At 66.5% G+C, this 15,221-nt stretch carries 15 protein-coding genes; 9 read left to right on the forward strand and 6 right to left on the reverse strand.

The annotated features are described in order from the left end of the window. The first annotated feature begins 214 nt into the window (after positions 1–214). The 3 genes from ABD002_RS03450 (at position 215) to ABD002_RS03460 (ending at position 1,433) form a co-directional block, all read left to right on the forward strand. A complete protein-coding gene (locus ABD002_RS03450; RefSeq protein ID WP_343787193.1) occupies positions 215–553 on the forward strand; it encodes a DUF1801 domain-containing protein in 339 nt (112 codons plus the stop codon). 30 nt (positions 554–583) lie between these two features. Further along, a complete protein-coding gene (locus tag ABD002_RS03455) occupies positions 584–940 on the forward strand; it encodes a DUF1428 domain-containing protein (RefSeq protein ID WP_343787196.1) in 357 nt (118 codons plus the stop codon). Positions 941–1,040: 100 nt separating this feature from the next. After that, positions 1,041–1,433, forward strand: a complete 393-nt coding sequence (locus ABD002_RS03460) for a VOC family protein (protein ID WP_343787198.1) — start codon at positions 1,041–1,043, stop codon at positions 1,431–1,433. Between the two features lie 70 nt (positions 1,434–1,503). Here ABD002_RS03460 and ABD002_RS03465 read toward each other — a convergent pair whose 3' ends face one another. The 3 genes from ABD002_RS03465 to xseA all read right to left on the reverse strand — a co-directional run bounded on the left by ABD002_RS03465 (position 1,504) and on the right by xseA (position 4,737). Then, positions 1,504–2,934, reverse strand: coding sequence for an aldehyde dehydrogenase family protein (locus ABD002_RS03465; RefSeq protein ID WP_343787200.1), 1,431 nt, complete (start codon positions 2,932–2,934; stop codon positions 1,504–1,506). 169 nt (positions 2,935–3,103) lie between these two features. Then, positions 3,104–3,385: a GIY-YIG nuclease family protein gene (locus ABD002_RS03470; protein WP_343787202.1), complete on the reverse strand. Its 282-nt coding sequence runs from the start codon at positions 3,383–3,385 to the stop codon at positions 3,104–3,106. Beyond that, positions 3,382–4,737, reverse strand: coding sequence for an exodeoxyribonuclease VII large subunit (gene xseA, locus ABD002_RS03475; protein WP_343787204.1), 1,356 nt, complete (start codon positions 4,735–4,737; stop codon positions 3,382–3,384). Before xseA ends, ABD002_RS03470 begins: the two co-directional genes overlap by 4 nt. Before the next feature lie 246 nt (positions 4,738–4,983). Between xseA and ABD002_RS03480 the strand changes: the two genes are divergently transcribed. Beyond that, a complete protein-coding gene (locus tag ABD002_RS03480; protein ID WP_343787207.1) occupies positions 4,984–5,994 on the forward strand; it encodes a TolB family protein in 1,011 nt (336 codons plus the stop codon). A gap of 66 nt (positions 5,995–6,060) precedes the next feature. Here the strand turns inward: ABD002_RS03480 and ABD002_RS03485 are convergent, their stop codons facing one another. Then, a complete protein-coding gene (locus ABD002_RS03485; protein WP_343787209.1) occupies positions 6,061–7,500 on the reverse strand; it encodes a phospholipase D-like domain-containing protein in 1,440 nt (479 codons plus the stop codon). Positions 7,501–7,652: 152 nt separating this feature from the next. Here ABD002_RS03485 and ABD002_RS03490 point away from each other — a divergent pair, with 152 nt between their 5' ends. Both ABD002_RS03490 and ispG read left to right on the forward strand, forming a co-directional pair. After that, positions 7,653–9,377, forward strand: a complete 1,725-nt coding sequence (locus ABD002_RS03490; protein WP_343787211.1) for a hypothetical protein — start codon at positions 7,653–7,655, stop codon at positions 9,375–9,377. Between the two features lie 23 nt (positions 9,378–9,400). Next, positions 9,401–10,657 carry a flavodoxin-dependent (E)-4-hydroxy-3-methylbut-2-enyl-diphosphate synthase gene (ispG, locus tag ABD002_RS03495; RefSeq protein ID WP_379988972.1) on the forward strand — a complete coding sequence of 419 codons (1,257 nt, stop codon included), beginning with the start codon at positions 9,401–9,403 and terminating at the stop codon, positions 10,655–10,657. Between the two features lie 140 nt (positions 10,658–10,797). Here ispG and ABD002_RS03500 read toward each other — a convergent pair whose 3' ends face one another. Together ABD002_RS03500 and ABD002_RS03505 are read right to left on the reverse strand one after the other, a co-directional pair. Further along, positions 10,798–11,391 (reverse strand): hypothetical protein, encoded by a 594-nt coding sequence (locus tag ABD002_RS03500; RefSeq protein ID WP_343787214.1) that lies wholly within the window; start codon positions 11,389–11,391, stop codon positions 10,798–10,800. Between the two features lie 7 nt (positions 11,392–11,398). Continuing rightward, the gene (locus ABD002_RS03505; RefSeq protein WP_379988979.1) at positions 11,399–12,286 is read right to left on the reverse strand and encodes a DMT family transporter; all 888 of its coding nucleotides are present in this window, start codon (positions 12,284–12,286) and stop codon (positions 11,399–11,401) included. Between the two features lie 215 nt (positions 12,287–12,501). On the opposite strand from ABD002_RS03505, the gene kdsB reads away from it, so the two are divergent. From kdsB to ABD002_RS03520, 3 genes are read left to right on the forward strand one after another with little or no spacing between them, the layout of a single operon-like run. Further along, entirely contained in the window at positions 12,502–13,281 is a 780-nt protein-coding gene (gene kdsB / locus ABD002_RS03510) for a 3-deoxy-manno-octulosonate cytidylyltransferase (protein WP_343787216.1), read from the forward strand. Beyond that, a complete protein-coding gene (locus ABD002_RS03515) occupies positions 13,278–13,733 on the forward strand; it encodes a low molecular weight protein-tyrosine-phosphatase (protein WP_343787218.1) in 456 nt (151 codons plus the stop codon). The genes kdsB and ABD002_RS03515 overlap by 4 nt, the downstream gene beginning before the upstream one ends. After that, positions 13,733–15,169: a thioredoxin-like domain-containing protein gene (locus ABD002_RS03520; protein WP_343787220.1), complete on the forward strand. Its 1,437-nt coding sequence runs from the start codon at positions 13,733–13,735 to the stop codon at positions 15,167–15,169. Before ABD002_RS03515 ends, ABD002_RS03520 begins: the two co-directional genes overlap by 1 nt. Positions 15,170–15,221 lie beyond the last annotated feature (52 nt).

The raw sequence follows: 15,221 nt of genomic DNA on the forward strand, positions 1-15,221 counted from the left end.
GCCGAGTTTGAAGCCCAGTGCGCCTAACCAACGAGTGTCCACTTTTTCGTAGGAACTCTCCCTGCACGAAAAGCCGCGCGGGCCGGTGAATTCAAACGTTATGAACGGACGTAGACATCGTCGCATTCCGCTGGACCTCCGCGGGTTGAGCGGTCGGGAGGACATCTTCCGGATCTCCGGAGCGGTGAAGCGAGATCCGGCTGTCGACACCTGGATGAGCGATGGCTCCGTCGAGCTGCGGTCTATTGCACAGAATTGGTTTGCGCGGATGCGGCAGTGCGGTGACGACGTGCGAGAGCTATTGCATGACGGCCATCCGACGGCGTGTGTCGCGGATGCGGCATTCGGTTACGTCGATGCGTTCAAGGATCATGTGAACGTTGGGTTCTTTCGTGGCGCCGAACTCCCCGATGCAAACGGCTTGCTGGAAGGCACGGGCAAGACCATGCGGCACGTGAAACTCAGGCCCGGCCAGAAGATTGACGATGCGGCTTTGAACAAGCTCATCCATGCCGCCTACACTGACATGCAACGGCGCCTCAAGGCCAACTAATCTGTGGGGACCGCACAAGGAGTCCCGGTCATGTATATCGCAGTTCTCGTGATTCCCGTGCCCGAGGAAAATAGGGATGCCTATCGCGAGTGGTCGGAGAAAAGTGCGGCAATCTTCAAGAAATATGGGTGCATGGAGATCGTCGACTGTTGGGACGACTATGTCCCTGCTGGAAAGCAGACCGACTTCTACCGTGCCGTCGCTGCGAAGGATGGTGAGAAGATCGTCGTCTCCTGGCAGATCTGGCCCGACAAGGAGAGTTTCTATTCTTCCGAAGCCAGGATGCATGAGGACAAAGTCTTGGAGGTTTCCGGGGAAATTCCGTTCGATCCCAAGCGCCTTATCTACGGCTGTTTTCAACCGATCCACACCATGGGCCGAAAATAGGTTTTTTGAAGGTTACTGGCGCGGCGTAAGAATTCATTCAAACCGACGCCGCTTCGCCGCGCGGCTTAATTCAGGTGTTAGGCGGAAGGAGAATCCCCAAATGAAGCGCACATGGACGATCATTGGGGTAGGCGATGTGCCGGGCAGCTTCAAGTGGTACCAGTCGCTCTTTGGCCAGCCGGAGGCGCCTCCTGCCCATGACTACTTCGGGCAAATCCTCGACTCGGATGGCACAGTCTTGCTCTGCCTTCACGAGTGGGGTGCCCACGAGCATCCCACCTTGATGAGTCCCGATCACGGGAAGCCTGGCAACGGCCTCCTCCTGTTTTTCCGCGTTGACGATTTCGACATTGCCCTACCCAGGGCACGGGCTCTTGTCACTCGGCTCGAAGAGGAGCCCCACGTGAACCCGAACACAGGAACTTTGGAGTTCTCGCTCCGAGATCCGGACGGGTATTACGTCACGATCAGTGCGCTCTCTGCGGCCGAATAGATAGTTGAGCGGCGCGCTCAGCAGACTATGAACATCGAACGCATCTTCGTCTCCCCGACCTGCGAGTGCTTCATGCGCCGCACAGCACCATCAGCCGCCGTTCGGTCATGTCCTCGATCGCATAGCGGATGCCCTCGCGGCCCAGACCCGAAAGCTTCACGCCACCATAGGGCATGTTGTCGACGCGGAAGCTCGGGATGTCGTTGACGATGACGCCGCCGACGTCGAGTTCATTCCAGGCGCTCATTGCATGGCCCAGGTCATTCGTGAATACGCCGGCCTGCAGGCCATAGTCGGATGCGTTGACCTGTGCGAGCGCGTCATCGAAATCGTCGAACTTCGCGAGCAAGGTCACTGGGCCGAATGCTTCGAGTGCGTTGACCTTCGCATTGCGCGGCACGTCTTCGAGCACCGTCGCTTCGAGCATGTTGCCTTCGCGTCCACCGCCGCAGAGCACCTTTGCGCCGGCCTGCGCGACCTCGGCGATCCAGCTTTCAAGGCGTTTCGCCGATGCTTCGTCGATCAGCGGGCCGAGAAAGGTGTCGCGCGCCTTCGGGTCGCCCGCCTTCAGCGCTTTCGTTGCACCGACGAAGCGCTCGCGTAACTCGGCGTAGAGTGATGCATGCGCGAACACGCGCTGCACCTTGATGCAGCTCTGACCGGACTGGTAATACGCGCCGAAGATCAGTCGGTCGATCACGCGGTCGAGATGATCCTTCTGGTCCGCATCGACAATGCAGGCCGCGTTGCCGCCGAGTTCCAGCACGACTTTCTTGCGTCCGGCCTTGGCTTTCAGTTGCCAGCCGATCTGGCCGCCGGTGAACGACAGCAGCTTCAGGCGCTCGTCGCTGACGAACGGATCGGCGTCCTCGATGCGGCAGGGCAGGACCGAGAACGCGCCCTTCGGCAGGTCGGTCTCGGCGAGAATCTCGCCGATGATCAGCGCGCCGACCGGCGTCTTCTCCGACGGCTTCAGCACGAACGGGCAGCCGGCCGCGATCGCCGGCGCGACTTTGTGCGCGACCAGGTTCAACGGGAAATTGAAGGGCGTGATGAACGAGCACGCACCGATCGGAACGCGCTGCACGAAGCCGCGATAGCCTTCGGTGCGTTTTGAGATTTCGAGGTTCAGCACTTCGCCGTTGGCGCGCATGGCTTCCTCGGCGGCGACCTTGAACGTATCGATCAGCCGCGTGACTTCGCCTTCGGCGTCCTTGATCGGCTTGCCAGCCTCGATGCACAGCGCCATGGCCAGTTCATCGTGGCGTCCGCGAAAGCGTGCCACGCAGTGTTCGAGCACGGCTTGGCGCGCGTACGGCGGAAGTTTGCGCATCGGCGCTTCGGCTTTCACCGCAGCGGCGATCGCCTTGTCGATCGCCGCTGCGTCCGCCAGCGCGACGCGCGTCGCGACCTTGCCGGAATACTTGTCGAGGACGTCCAGCGAGGTGTTTGGCTGCAGCGCTTCGTTTGCCAGATAGTACGGATAGGTTTTGGCGAGCATGGAAGGTCTCCGGCTGTGTCTAGCAGTTCGCCCTTCGATACCTCAGGGCGAACGGTGGAGCGTTTGCTCGTCTCCGAGGAGCAGGTGGCTTGGTGACCACCTGCTGCTGTCTCTTCGTGCGCGTCCACGAAAGCCCGTTCGCCCTGAGGTATCGAAGGGTGAACGCAATCTAGCGTAGGCGCTCCGGAAGCGGGTTCTTCTTGCCCCACGCTTCGCGTTGGATCTGCTTCCAGTCGCCCAGGATCAACGCCTCCTTTTTCGCACGACTCCAACCCTTGATCTGTTGCTCAGCCGCCAGCGCTTCCTCGCATGTCGTGAACTCTTGCGACCATACCAACGCGACCGGCCGACGAGTCGACGTATAGCCGCCGAGCGTACCTGCATGGTGGGTGCCGATTCGATGTTCTAGATTGTCCGTAGCATGTACGCCCAGAACGCCATTGCCGCTCAATCGGGCTCGATCCGCACTGCGATCTCACCGTCTGACAGCCGCGCACGCAACGCCGAGCCCGGTGATGCTTGCGCCACCGAACGCACGACGCGCCCCGACTCGCGCTCGAACAGGATCGCGTAGCCGCGGTCGAGCGTGGCCAGCGGACTGACCGCGTGCAGCGTGCGGGCGAGTTCCGCCAGACGCGATGCGCGGCGTTCGAAGCTGCGCTGCGTGGTTGCGCGCAGGCGTTCACCGAGGCTTCCCGCGCGTTCAGCGCCGCGCGCGAGCAAGGCGGTCGGATGTTGCGCGAGCAAGCGTGTGCGCATTTGCGCAACGCGCGCTTCACGACGCTCGATACCGCCCTGCACGCGGTCGCCGAGACGTCGTTGCAGCATGTGCAGGCGCTCGTCGGCACGCGCGAGCCGCGCCTGTGGGCGCTGTGCGTTGATGCGTGCGAGCAGATGGTCGAGACGTTGCGCCCGCGAGTCGAGGCCGCGCTGCAGCAGCTGTTCGATACGCTGCCGCTGTCGCGCCATGCCGCGTGCGATCTCGCCGGCGTCCGGCGCCAGCAATTCCGCGGCGGCGGACGGCGTCGGCGCGCGCAGGTCGGCGGCGAAGTCGGCGATCGTGAAGTCGATCTCGTGGCCGATCGCCGACACGATCGGAATCGTGCTGGCGCGGATCGCCCGCGCGACCGCTTCGTCGTTGAACGCCCACAGATCCTCGAGCGAGCCGCCGCCGCGGGTCAGCAGCAGCACATCGTGGCGGCGCGCACTCGATGCGGCGTTCAGCATCGCAACGATCGCCGGCGGCGCTTCCTTGCCTTGCACCGGCACCGGCAGGATCTCGACCTCGGCGAGCGGGAAGCGTCGTGCAAGCACGCTGAGCACATCGCGAATCGCCGCCCCGGTCGGCGAGGTGATCACGCCAATCCGGCGCGGCAACGGTGGAATCGGTCGCTTCCGATCCGCGTCGAACAGTCCTTCCGCGGCAAGCTTCGCCTTGAGTTGCTCGAACGCGCGCTGCAGGGCGCCTTCCCCCGCTTCCTCGAGCGATTCGATGATCAGCTGGAACTCGCCGCGCGCCTCGTACAGGCTGACCCGCGCCCGCGCGAGCACGCGCATGCCGTCGCCCGGCTTGAAGCGCAGCCAGGTACTGCGCGGCTTGAACATCGCGCAGCGCACCTGCGCGCCGGCGTCCTTCAGCGTGAAATACAGATGGCCGGATGCCGGGCGCGAGAAATTCGAGATCTCTCCCTCGATCCAGATCAGCGGCAGCACATCCTCGAGCAGGTCGCGCACGAAGCGCGTCAGCGCGGATGGCGTGTAGACCTCGCGCGTGGCGATCGGGTTGTCGGTCGAATCGTGCATCGGGGATGGCGGAGACGTGCTCGGCGAGGTCGCAGCGGCGTTCGGCAGACGACGCAGCAGCGCCCGGAGTCTGCGCCATCGATGCAGGGCGCGGCAACTTCGCGATCGCATCGGTGCCGGACAGCGCGTGACTCATGGCACGTCTCGCCGTGTCGAGGAGTCGACTACAAAGCACGCTGACACTCGCCTCGAACGTTGCGTCGGAGTCCATCGGCGCGGCAAGGCGACCACACGGAGTACGCAGGAATGACACGACAGGCGGCTGCACACATCGTCGTTGCGATCACGCTGGCCTTGCACGGCCCTCTGGCCGTGGCGGCGGCCAGTCCCGAGCCCGAGATCTTCGCGCCCGGCGTCATTTCCGGACCGGCCAAGGAGGATTCGGCCGCGTTCACGCCGGATGGCAACGCCGTGTACTTCGACCGCAGCCAGTGGCCGAACGCGTTCATCATGGTGTCGCACCGCGAGCACGGCACCTGGTCCACGCCGCGGATCGCTCCTTTCTCCGGCCAATGGCTCGACCACGATCCGGCGATGGCGCCGGACGGTTCGTTCCTGGTATTTGCTTCGAGTCGACCTTCCACCGAAGGCGGCGCACCGGTGAAGGGGGCCGGCAATCTCTGGCGCGTGAACCGGCAAGGCGATGGCTGGAGCGCACCCGTGCGGCTGCCGGACACGATCAACAGCAGCCCGAAGACCTACGCGCCGAGTGTGGCGGGCGACGGCAGCCTGTATTTCCAGCAAACAGACGAGGCCACCGGCGAGTTCCACATCTTCCGTTCGCAATACCGCGAAGGTGGCTACGCGCCGCCGGTGCGCGTGGCGCTCGGCGATGCGGGAACACACGAACTCGATCCCGCGATCGCGCCGGACGAATCATTCATCGTGTTCGACTCCAACGACCCCGCCAAGCCGGGTCGCGATCGCCTGTTCATCGCGTTCCGGGAAGGTGATCACTGGGGCAAGCCAACCGACCTCGGCAACGCGGTGAATGCCGCAGGCAGCGGTCCGTGGGGCGCGCATCTGGGGGCGGATCACCGCACACTGTACTTCAGCAGCGACCGCACGCTGCCGATCGCGTTTCCGCGCAGTCGCGAACAGGCCGAGAAGGACCTTGCGCGCATGCAGGCCTGGGACAATGGCAACGAGAACCTCTGGTCCGTGTCGCTGGCGCCGTGGCTGGATGCGCATCACGGCGCTTGGGAACCTCTGAACAAATCAAGTCTCGTCGTTCCGGCGAAGGCCGGAACCCAGTGACTTCAACACGCTGCGAAGGCGCTGGGTCCCGGCGTCCGCCGGGACGACGAATAGTTGAACAGCTGATCAGCGGCGACGCTTGCGGGAAGCGAGATAACCTGCGACCAGGCCCGCGCCGATCCAGATAGCGAGCACAGCAAGTGGCCACGCGATCACGCGTGGCCAGACCAGCGCGAGCACCGCGGCGACGAGCAGCACGACGCCGGCGACCAGCAGCGGTCCTGATTCCGCCGGGCCGAGCACTCTTCGATTGGTGATCGCGGCACCGATCGAATTGGCAAGGCGCAGCGCGCCGGCCGCGGCGCGGCTCGAGCTGCCGCCTTGCGCGCGTGGCAACTTGCCCGTTTCCGCAGTCACCGCACCGCGCCTGCGCGGCGACATCTTCAGCACGATCTCGGTCGCGTTGTCGAGGTCCGTGCGGTACTGCGCCTCCATGCACCGCGCGAACGCTTCGTCCTCGATGGCGACGTCGATCTCGCAGTTGCCGATCCAGCTCGCGAGATTCAGGTTGGTCGAACCCACGCGCGCCCAGCGGCTGTCGGCGACCGCGGTCTTCGCATGCAGCATCGAGCCGTTCCATTCGAACACGCGCACACCGGCTTCGAGCAGCGGTCGGTAGCCGGCGCGCGACAGCGAGCCGATAGCGGGAATATCGCTGGTGCCGGGTACCAGCAGGCGTACGTCGACGCCGTCGCGCGCAGCCGCGGCCAATGCCTGCACATAGGGCGCGACGCCGACGAAGTACGCGTCGGTCAGCCACAAATTGGTGCGCGCCATGCCGGCGATCAACTGGTCGAGGCGATACAGGCCGGCGGTGTTCGGTACGGTCGCCACGACGCGCAGATCGGTGCGTCCACCGGGCATACAGTGTGTGCAGGTTTCGAGCAGGTCCGGCGGCAACGCCTCGCCGAGCTGCGCCCAGCTGTCCGCGAACGCGCGCACGAGGTCCGCCATCGCCGGGCCGCGCACCGCGACCGCGGTATCGCGCCACGGCGCGATACCGCGGGCCGGATCGCCGAGCCACTTGCCGCTGACGCAGAGGCCGCCGATGAAGCCGACCGCGTTGTCGACAACGAGCAGCTTGCGGTGATCGCGCGACAGCCAGCCGAACGGACTCGCGAAGCGTGGCGGGTTGTAGACGCGCACCTCGCCGCCGGCATCGAGCAGCGGAACCCAGAAGGCGGTGGAGGACTGGCCGAGGCAGCCGAGCCAGTCGCGCAGCACGCAGACGCGCACGCCGGCGCGTGCGCGCTTGGCCAGCGCGTCGCGGAATTCGCGACCCAGTGCGTCGTCGCGGAAGATGTAGTTCTCGAACAGGATCGCGCGCTGCGCGCCGCGGATCGAGGCCAGCCACGCATCGAAATTCGCGCGGGCATCGATCAGCAGGTCGACCGCATTGTCTTCGACCAACGGCGCGCCTGCTGCGCGGCTGAACGCCTGTTCGGCGAGCAGGCGCAAGGGCGCGGTATTGCCGGTGGGCGAGCGCAGCGGGGCGATGGCGGCCATCGGGCCAGTGTAGCGGCGGCGTGGAAGCTGTCGATGAGGGGCGCGGTCGCATGGCGCGTTTGGCTGTTCGCGCCTGTATCGGCATGGCAAGGCCTATAATTTGCGCCGAGAACCGTGCGACGGAATCGCACCGACCCCTTGGCTTCTTCCCGATGAGCGACGCCTACCGCCGATTGAACGAAACCTTGCTGGAGCGCCGCGCTCCGGCAGCGGGCGCGTTCGCCAGCGATGCGCGCGCCTTGCGCAGCTGGATCGACGCGCTGCCGATGGCCAACTATGCGGTCGCCGCGAAGCGCCTGCTGGACGGCTTGCGCGATCTCAACCGGCAGCGTCTGCAAGGCGCCCAGCGCCTGGAGGCGCTCGAGAGTCTGCGCGCACCGGTCATCCAGCTCGCGGCGGCGACCGACAAGCAGATCGTCGGTGCGAGTTTCCCGCTGCCGCCGTCGAAAGCGGAACTCGGCGAGCTCGCGCTCGGTTTCCAGGATGAACTCGCCGCCGGCTATCGCGCCGCACTGGCGGAATTGTGTTCACCGAACGGCACGGTGCCGTTCCTGCGTAGCAAGCAGGTCATTCTCGCGGCGGTACGGGCTTTGCAGCATGGCGACGAGCATCTCGCCAAGGCATACCTGCTGTATCGAACCCCGCCTGCGGGCGCGTGGAAGGCGCTGCATGCGGTGCATGCCTTCATCGCCTCGCTGCGTCTGGACGACCGTGCCGCTGCCGATCCGCTGAACGGCAGCGATGCGAATGCGCGGGTTGCCTATGTGCATGCGTTGCTGCTCGCGCTTGCCAATCCGTACCGCTACACGCAACGCGAGCAGGGCGAGGTGATCACACTCACGCGCAGGTTGGCACCGTACTGCGAGCTGCGCGATGGCAGCGGCAGCGAGCAGGACGTACTCATCGACCAGGAGGCCGATCGCGGACCCGGCTACTTGCCGGAAGAGCGCGCCAATGGCCAGCGCGACGTGCGGGTGTTGCGACTGGATGCGATGCACGCCTTCGTCGACGAACAGCTCGCAGGGGCTGCCCCTAGCGCGCGCACCGCGACGTTCCGCATGCGCGGCGGATCGGCGCTCCACGTCGATATCGATCTTGCGCGCCGTCTTGCGGCCGGCTGGAGCGCGCGCAGCGAGCGTGGCCATGCGCGACTCGGTGGCGGCTACGTGCTCGACAGCGTGCTCGGCCTGCATGACCTGCATTTCGTGCTCGCTGGCGGCGATAGTTTCGAAACCTTCATGCAGCGCGTGAGCGGGCAGGCGATCAGCCTCAGCGGTGCCGATCATGGGGCTTCCTGGCGCATCGGCGCGAGCGATCCGGGGCGCGCTGCACGCCTGCCGGCACGCGTGCTCGACCAAAGCCTGGGTGGGTATCGCGTACTCTGGGAACGCGGTCCCAGCGGCGAGAGCGTGCATGCGCGCGTTGCCGAACTGGTCGGCCTTGCGCTTCCCGAGCGAAGCGCCGACGTGACAGCGGACTGGATGATCGGCGTGATCCGTTGGATACGCATCGACGAGCAGGGCCGTGTCGACGCCGGTGTGGAACTGCTCGCGCGGCGTGCGCTGCCGGTTGGCGTGCGCGCGCTCGACGGCGCGTCTGGCCATGGTTCGCTGCGCGGCCTGCTGCTGGCACCATTGGCCGGTACTGGAATCGACTACGATGCGCTGCTTGCGCCGACCGAGATCGACCGCCACGCGAACGAGATCGAGTTGACCCTGCCGGCCGACCTTCACGGGCCGCCGGCGCTGGCGCGCACCGAGCGCGCGACGGACCTGCGCATGCGCGAGGCGACCGGCATCTACCAGCATTTCGCACTCGCGCCGCGTGCCTCGGCGCCAACGGATCTCGTCGAGCCGGCGCTGGTGCTCGATCCATAGAATTCTTGGAGTCTGAAGTCCCGATGATGTCTTCCGCAGCCCCGCACGCCGCATCCGCGCGTCGCCCCAGCGTGTCCGTCCATGTCGGCTCGATCGCGGTCGGCGGCGCTGCGCCCCATCAAGCGCCCGTGGTGGTGCAGTCGATGACGAACACGGACACCGCCGACGTGCCCGGCACGGCGAAACAGGTCGCCGAGCTCGCGCGCGCCGGTTCCGAACTGGTGCGCATCACGGTCAACACGCCGGAAGCGGCCGCCGCGGTGCCGCGCATCCGCGAGCGCCTCGACATGATGGGCGTCGGCGTGCCGTTGATCGGCGACTTCCACTACAACGGCCACCAGCTGCTCGAACGCGAGCCGGCCTGCGCGGAGGCGCTGGCGAAGTACCGGATCAACCCCGGCAACGTCGGCTTCGGCAGGAAGAAGGACACGCAGTTCGCCGCGATCATCGAGTTCGCGCTGAAGTACGCCAAGCCCGTGCGCATCGGCGCGAACTGGGGCTCGCTCGATCAGTCCATGGTCGCGACCTTGATGGACGAGAACCATGCGCGCGCCGAACCCTGGGATGCCGCGCGCGTCGGCCGCGAGGCGTTGATCCGTTCGGCGCTGGATTCGGCCGCACGCGCCGAGGAACTCGGCCTCACGCGCGATCGCATCATCCTCTCCTGCAAGGTCTCCGGCGTGCAGGAGCTGATCGCGGTGTACCGCGATCTCGCCGCACGTTGCGACTACGCGCTGCACCTCGGCCTGACCGAGGCCGGCATGGGCTCGAAGGGCATCGTCGCCTCGACCGCCGCGCTCGGTGTGTTGCTGCAGGAAGGCATCGGCGACACGATCCGCATCTCGCTGACGCCAGAACCCGGCGAATCGCGCACGCGCGAGGTGATCGTCGCGCAGGAACTCTTGCAGACGATGGGCTTGCGCGCGTTCACGCCGCTGGTCACCGCCTGTCCCGGTTGCGGACGCACCACCAGCACGCTGTTCCAGGAACTGGCCAAGACCGTGCAGGACCACGTGCGCGCGAAGATGCCGGAATGGCGCCTCAAGTACGACGGCGTCGAGAACCTGACCCTTGCGGTCATGGGCTGCGTCGTCAACGGCCCCGGCGAATCCAAGCACGCCGACATCGGCATTTCGCTGCCCGGCACCGGCGAGGCGCCGGCCGCGCCGGTGTTCATCGATGGGCAGAAGGCGATGACCTTGCGCGGCGACAACATCGCCAGCGAATTCGTCGGCGTCGTCGAGGACTATGTCGCGCGCAAGTACGCGGCGCGCGCCTAAGTCCTATGGGGAGCGCCTTCCTGTAGGAGCGGCTTCAGCCGCGATGCTTTGAAGCCCTCCCCTTCAAGGGGAGGGTTGGGTGGGGATGGTGTTCGGTTTCGCGCAGCGCACAAGCATCGCGGCTGAAGCCGCTCCTACATTTATTGTTCGAACTGGACGGTGCCGGTCGTGTCGCATTGTCCGACCGGATCGACCCTGGCCTTTTGCCAGTGCGCGATCCAGCATTCGTCATAGACCGAGCAGTAGCAAATGTCCATCCTGAATCGCGCTTCGGCCTGCTTGAACAGCGAAGCGGCTTCGCGCGAGTTGATCTTGATCGCGGGAATCGTCGTCTCGCGGTTCGTGTCGGGCGGAATCACTTCGCCGCTGATACTCGACATCGCGGAGTTCGAGTCCTGCGGCGCGCCGAGCGCGGCAAGTACGTCGTCCCATCGCTTCATCGGCTTGCCGTCCAGACTGAGAGTGACCGACTCGACCTTGGCGGGTCCGACGCCGTTGTTGACGATCGTCCAGATGAATCCATTGGCGTCGGTATTGGAGCTGTAGGTGTAGCCGATCGAGAGGAAGGGCCAGACGCTGGCGCGCGCCTGGCCCTGCATCAGGCGCGTCTGGTACGCGCCGATCGCGAGTGCGAACACGCTCACGGCCAGCGCCAGCGCACTGCCGACGTTCGATGCCGACACGCGGTCGATGCGATGCGAGGAAATGGGTGTTTCCTGTCCGGGTTGATTCATGCGGACCTCAGACCGGCGGCTCGGCGACGGCAGTGACGGGTTCGGCGTGGCGCTGGCGCGCGAGCTTCGCCTCGCGCCGCGCGATGTACAGGCTGGCGCCGATCACGATCGCGGCACCCAGCGCGGTGTAGCGGTCCAGCGTCTCGCCAAACGTCAGCCAGGCCAGCACGGCGACGATGATGAGCTGCAGGTAGCTGAACGGTGCGAGCGTCGATGCGTCCGCGAGGCGCAACGCGTGCGTCCAGAAGTATTGGCCGCCGGTGCCGAGCACGCCGGTCGCGATCAGCCAGGGCCAGACACTGGCCGGCGGCCACTGCCAGACCCACAAGGCCGCCGGCAGCGACAGCGGCACCCACAGCCATGTCGTCAGCAGCACGATCGTGTCGGCGGGATCGCTGCGCGAGAGGAACTTGATGCTGATCGTCACGATGCCGGTCATCGCGGCTGCGAACACCGCGACCAGGCTCGCTGCGGTGAAGCCGTCGGTGCCCGGCCGCACGATCACCAGCACGCCGATGAAGCCGGCGACGACCGCGCTCCAGCGGCGCAGGCGCACGACCTCGCCGAGAAACAGCACGGCGCCGATCGTCACGAACAGCGGCGACGAATACGAGAGTGCGATCGCCTGCGCCAGCGGCAGGTGCGCGATCGCCCAGAAACCGGCCAGCATGCCGAGGGTGCCGATCGCGCAGCGCAGCACGTAGAAGATGAGGCGGTCCGTATGCAGCATGCTCCGGCCGTTGCGCCACAGCAGCGGCGCTGCGGCCAGCGCACCGAAGAAGCTGCGAAAGAATGCGATCTCGAACGGATGCAGCGACTTCGAGGCGATGCGGATGATGATCGCCATCAGCCCGAAGCAGCAGGTGCTGGCGACCATCAGCAGCACCGCACGCAGCGGCAGCTGCGCGGACGGGACCGCGGTCGCGGGGACGGAAATGCTCAAGGGAAGTCGGGGCAGGGCACGCGCAAGGCGACGCGCATCTTAGCATTGCCGGTATTCCGGCTATGCGTGCCCGGTCACGCGGTTCGCGAAGGCGGGCGGTAAACGCGATGTTGGCGCGGCGGCTGGGCGTCCGCTACGCTGCCGCGATCCCGGCCAGCCCGTATCCGATGAGCGCCACTGTACCCACCTTCATCGTCGCGATCCCGGCGCGCCATGGTTCGACGCGGTTGCCCGGCAAGCCGCTGCTGCCGATCGCCGGCGTGCCGATGATCGTGCACGTCGCGCGGCGTGCGCGCGCGGCCGGAGCGACCGACGTCGTCGTTGCGACCGACGATGCGCGGATCGCCGAATCCCTCGTCGACAGCGGTGTGCGAGTCGCGCTCACGCGGACCGAGCATGCCTCCGGCAGCGACCGCCTGGCCGAATGCGCGCGGACGCTCGGCTGGTCGGACGATGCCATCATCGTGAACCTGCAGGGCGACGAGCCGCTGGCGCCGGCGAGCGGCATCCGCGCGGTCGCCGCCGCGCTGGCGGAGAGCGATGCGCCGATGGCGACGTTGGCAACGCCGGTCGGGTCCGTCGAGGAACTGTTCGATCCGAATTGCGTGAAGCTGGTCCGTGATGCCGCGGGTCGCGCGTTGTACTTCAGCCGCGCTCCGCTGCCGTGGCCGCGCGACGCGTTCGCGCGCGATCGCGGGCATCTGCCGCCCGATGTGCCGTTCCTGCGTCACATCGGGATCTACGCCTACCGCGCGGGCTTCCTGCGCCGCTTCGCCGAGTTGCCGCGCACGCCGCTGGAGCAGATCGAATCGCTGGAACAGCTGCGCGCACTCGAACACGGCTTCGCGATCGCGGTGCGCATCGCGCCGGAGCCGTTTCCGCCCGGCGTCGATACCGCCGAGGATCTCTCGCGCGTCGAGCGTTTGCTGGCCGGAACCGCGCAATGACGCGCATTCTCTTTATCTGCATGGGCAATATCTGCAGATCGCCGATCGTGGAGGCGGTCGCGCGCGTCGAGTTCGATCGCGCCGGCGTCATTGCCGAAGTCGCCTCGGCGGGCACCGAGAACTATCACGTCGGCGCACCGGCCGATCATCGCGCGATCGCGGTGGCGGAGGCGCATGGCTATCCGCTTGCCGCGCATCGCGCACGGCAGGTGCGAACCGAGGATTTCGCATCGTTCGACCAGATACTGGCGATGGATCGCGTCAACCTGCGTGCGCTGCAGCGGTTCAGGTCCGAACCCGGCGGCACGGAACCGGCGCTGTTCCTGGGCGATGCGGAGGTTCCCGATCCCTACTATGGAACGAAGAAGGACTTCGAGCGGGTCGTCGCGCTCGCGCAGCGTGGCGTCGCCGCGCTGATCATGAGCCTGCGCGCACCGGCCGGGAGCTTCTGATGCACGCGCGCGCGCCAGCGCCTGAATTTCCCGCCGATCTCGGCTGGGTCAACGCCAGCAACGCGCCGCACGTCGCGGATCTGCGTGGAAGAGTCGGATTGCTGTGGTTCTGGAGCTACGACTCGGTCAACTGCTGGAACCTGGTTCCGGATCTGCGCTACTTCGAGGACAAGTACCACGACGGGCTGACCGTGATCGGCGTGCATTGCCCGAAGTATCCGCGCCAGTGCGGCGACGAGCCGCTGCTGCGCGCGGTGAACCGGCACCGGTTGCGCCATGCGGTGGCGAACGACGCCGGCTTCCGGGTGTGGCGCCAGTACGGCGTCGAAGCATGGCCGAGCGTCGCGCTGATCGACGCCGAGGGCCGCTTCGCCGCACTGTTCGCCGGCGAAGGCAGGCGCGCGGAGATCGATGCGCGCATCGCGCAGCTGCTCGACGAGGCGGCGCTGCACGATCTGCGTGTCTATGAACCGACGCCACCGGCGCAGCGCCCGGAGCCGCGCCGCGCGCTCTCGTTTCCAGGCAAGCTGCTCGCCGACGGGAAACTGCTGTATGTCTCCGACAGCGGCCATCATCGCGTGCTCGAGTGCCGCCACGATGGTCGCGTAGTGCGCAGCTTCGGCAGCGGCGACGCGGGGTTCGGCGATGGCGACGCAGCGCACGCCTGTTTCGACGATCCGCAGGGCCTCGCACGCCTCGACAACGCGCTGTACGTGGCCGATCGTGGCAATCATGCGGTGCGGCGCATCGATCTCGCCGATGGCCGTGTCGAAACGGTGCTCGGTACCGGCCGCGCTGGACGCTCGCGGCCCGATCGCGCCGATCGCGCCGATCCGCGCCGGACCGCGCTGAACACGCCGCTGGACCTGTGCGCGTTCGGTGGCGAGTTGTTCATCGCCGTGGCCGGGCAGAACCAGATCTGGCGGTTCGATCCCGGCGCCGCACAGGTTTCCGTGTTCGCCGGCAGCGGTGAGCTCGGACTTGTCGATGGCAGCGCGGTTGACGCCTGCCTCGCGCAGCCGAGCGGGCTTGGCGTGATCGCGCGCCACCTCGTCGTTGCGGACGCGGCGGCGTCCGCGGTGCGCTGGGTGAATGTCGATGAGGGTCGTGTCGACACGGCGGTCGGCTTCGGACTCTACGAATCGGGCGATGCAACGGGCGCGCATGGCGACGTGCGTCTGCAGAATCCGCTGGCGGTCGCGGTCGATCCGCGCGGCACGGTGTACGTCGCCGACAGTTACAACAATTCGATCAAGCTGCTCAATCGCAAGAGCGGCGACGCGCGGCCGCTGCGTCTGCGATACCGCCTGCACGAGCCCGGCGGCCTTTCGCTGGCCGGCAATCTGCTCTGGATCGCGAACACGAACCTGCACGAGATCGCCTGCGTCGATCTCGCGACCGGCATGGTCAGGCGCGTGCCGGTCGGCGAGGACTGACACGCTTTCCGGGTCTGCATGAACGCGTAGCGCCCTGGCGGCTGTCCGGTTC

Origin of the sequence: Dokdonella soli (assembly GCF_039523175.1) — a bacterium.
In the GTDB taxonomy this organism is placed as follows: Bacteria; Pseudomonadota; Gammaproteobacteria; order Xanthomonadales; family Rhodanobacteraceae; genus Dokdonella_A; species Dokdonella_A soli.

Excerpts from the sequence above, each read along its gene's own strand:
- ABD002_RS03450 (WP_343787193.1), top strand. The coding sequence starts at position 215 with ATGAGCGATGGCTCCGTCGAGCTGCGGTCTATTGCACAGAATTGGTTT.
- ABD002_RS03455 (WP_343787196.1), top strand. The coding sequence starts at position 584 with ATGTATATCGCAGTTCTCGTGATTCCCGTGCCCGAGGAAAATAGGGAT.
- ABD002_RS03460 (WP_343787198.1), top strand. The coding sequence starts at position 1,041 with ATGAAGCGCACATGGACGATCATTGGGGTAGGCGATGTGCCGGGCAGC.
- ABD002_RS03465 (WP_343787200.1), bottom strand. The coding sequence starts at position 2,934 with ATGCTCGCCAAAACCTATCCGTACTATCTGGCAAACGAAGCGCTGCAG.
- xseA (WP_343787204.1), bottom strand. The coding sequence starts at position 4,737 with ATGCACGATTCGACCGACAACCCGATCGCCACGCGCGAGGTCTACACG.
- ABD002_RS03480 (WP_343787207.1), top strand. The coding sequence starts at position 4,984 with ATGACACGACAGGCGGCTGCACACATCGTCGTTGCGATCACGCTGGCC.
- ABD002_RS03485 (WP_343787209.1), bottom strand. The coding sequence starts at position 7,500 with ATGGCCGCCATCGCCCCGCTGCGCTCGCCCACCGGCAATACCGCGCCC.
- ABD002_RS03490 (WP_343787211.1), top strand. The coding sequence starts at position 7,653 with ATGAGCGACGCCTACCGCCGATTGAACGAAACCTTGCTGGAGCGCCGC.
- ispG (WP_379988972.1), top strand. The coding sequence starts at position 9,401 with ATGATGTCTTCCGCAGCCCCGCACGCCGCATCCGCGCGTCGCCCCAGC.
- ABD002_RS03500 (WP_343787214.1), bottom strand. The coding sequence starts at position 11,391 with ATGAATCAACCCGGACAGGAAACACCCATTTCCTCGCATCGCATCGAC.
- kdsB (WP_343787216.1), top strand. The coding sequence starts at position 12,502 with ATGAGCGCCACTGTACCCACCTTCATCGTCGCGATCCCGGCGCGCCAT.
- ABD002_RS03515 (WP_343787218.1), top strand. The coding sequence starts at position 13,278 with ATGACGCGCATTCTCTTTATCTGCATGGGCAATATCTGCAGATCGCCG.
- ABD002_RS03520 (WP_343787220.1), top strand. The coding sequence starts at position 13,733 with ATGCACGCGCGCGCGCCAGCGCCTGAATTTCCCGCCGATCTCGGCTGG.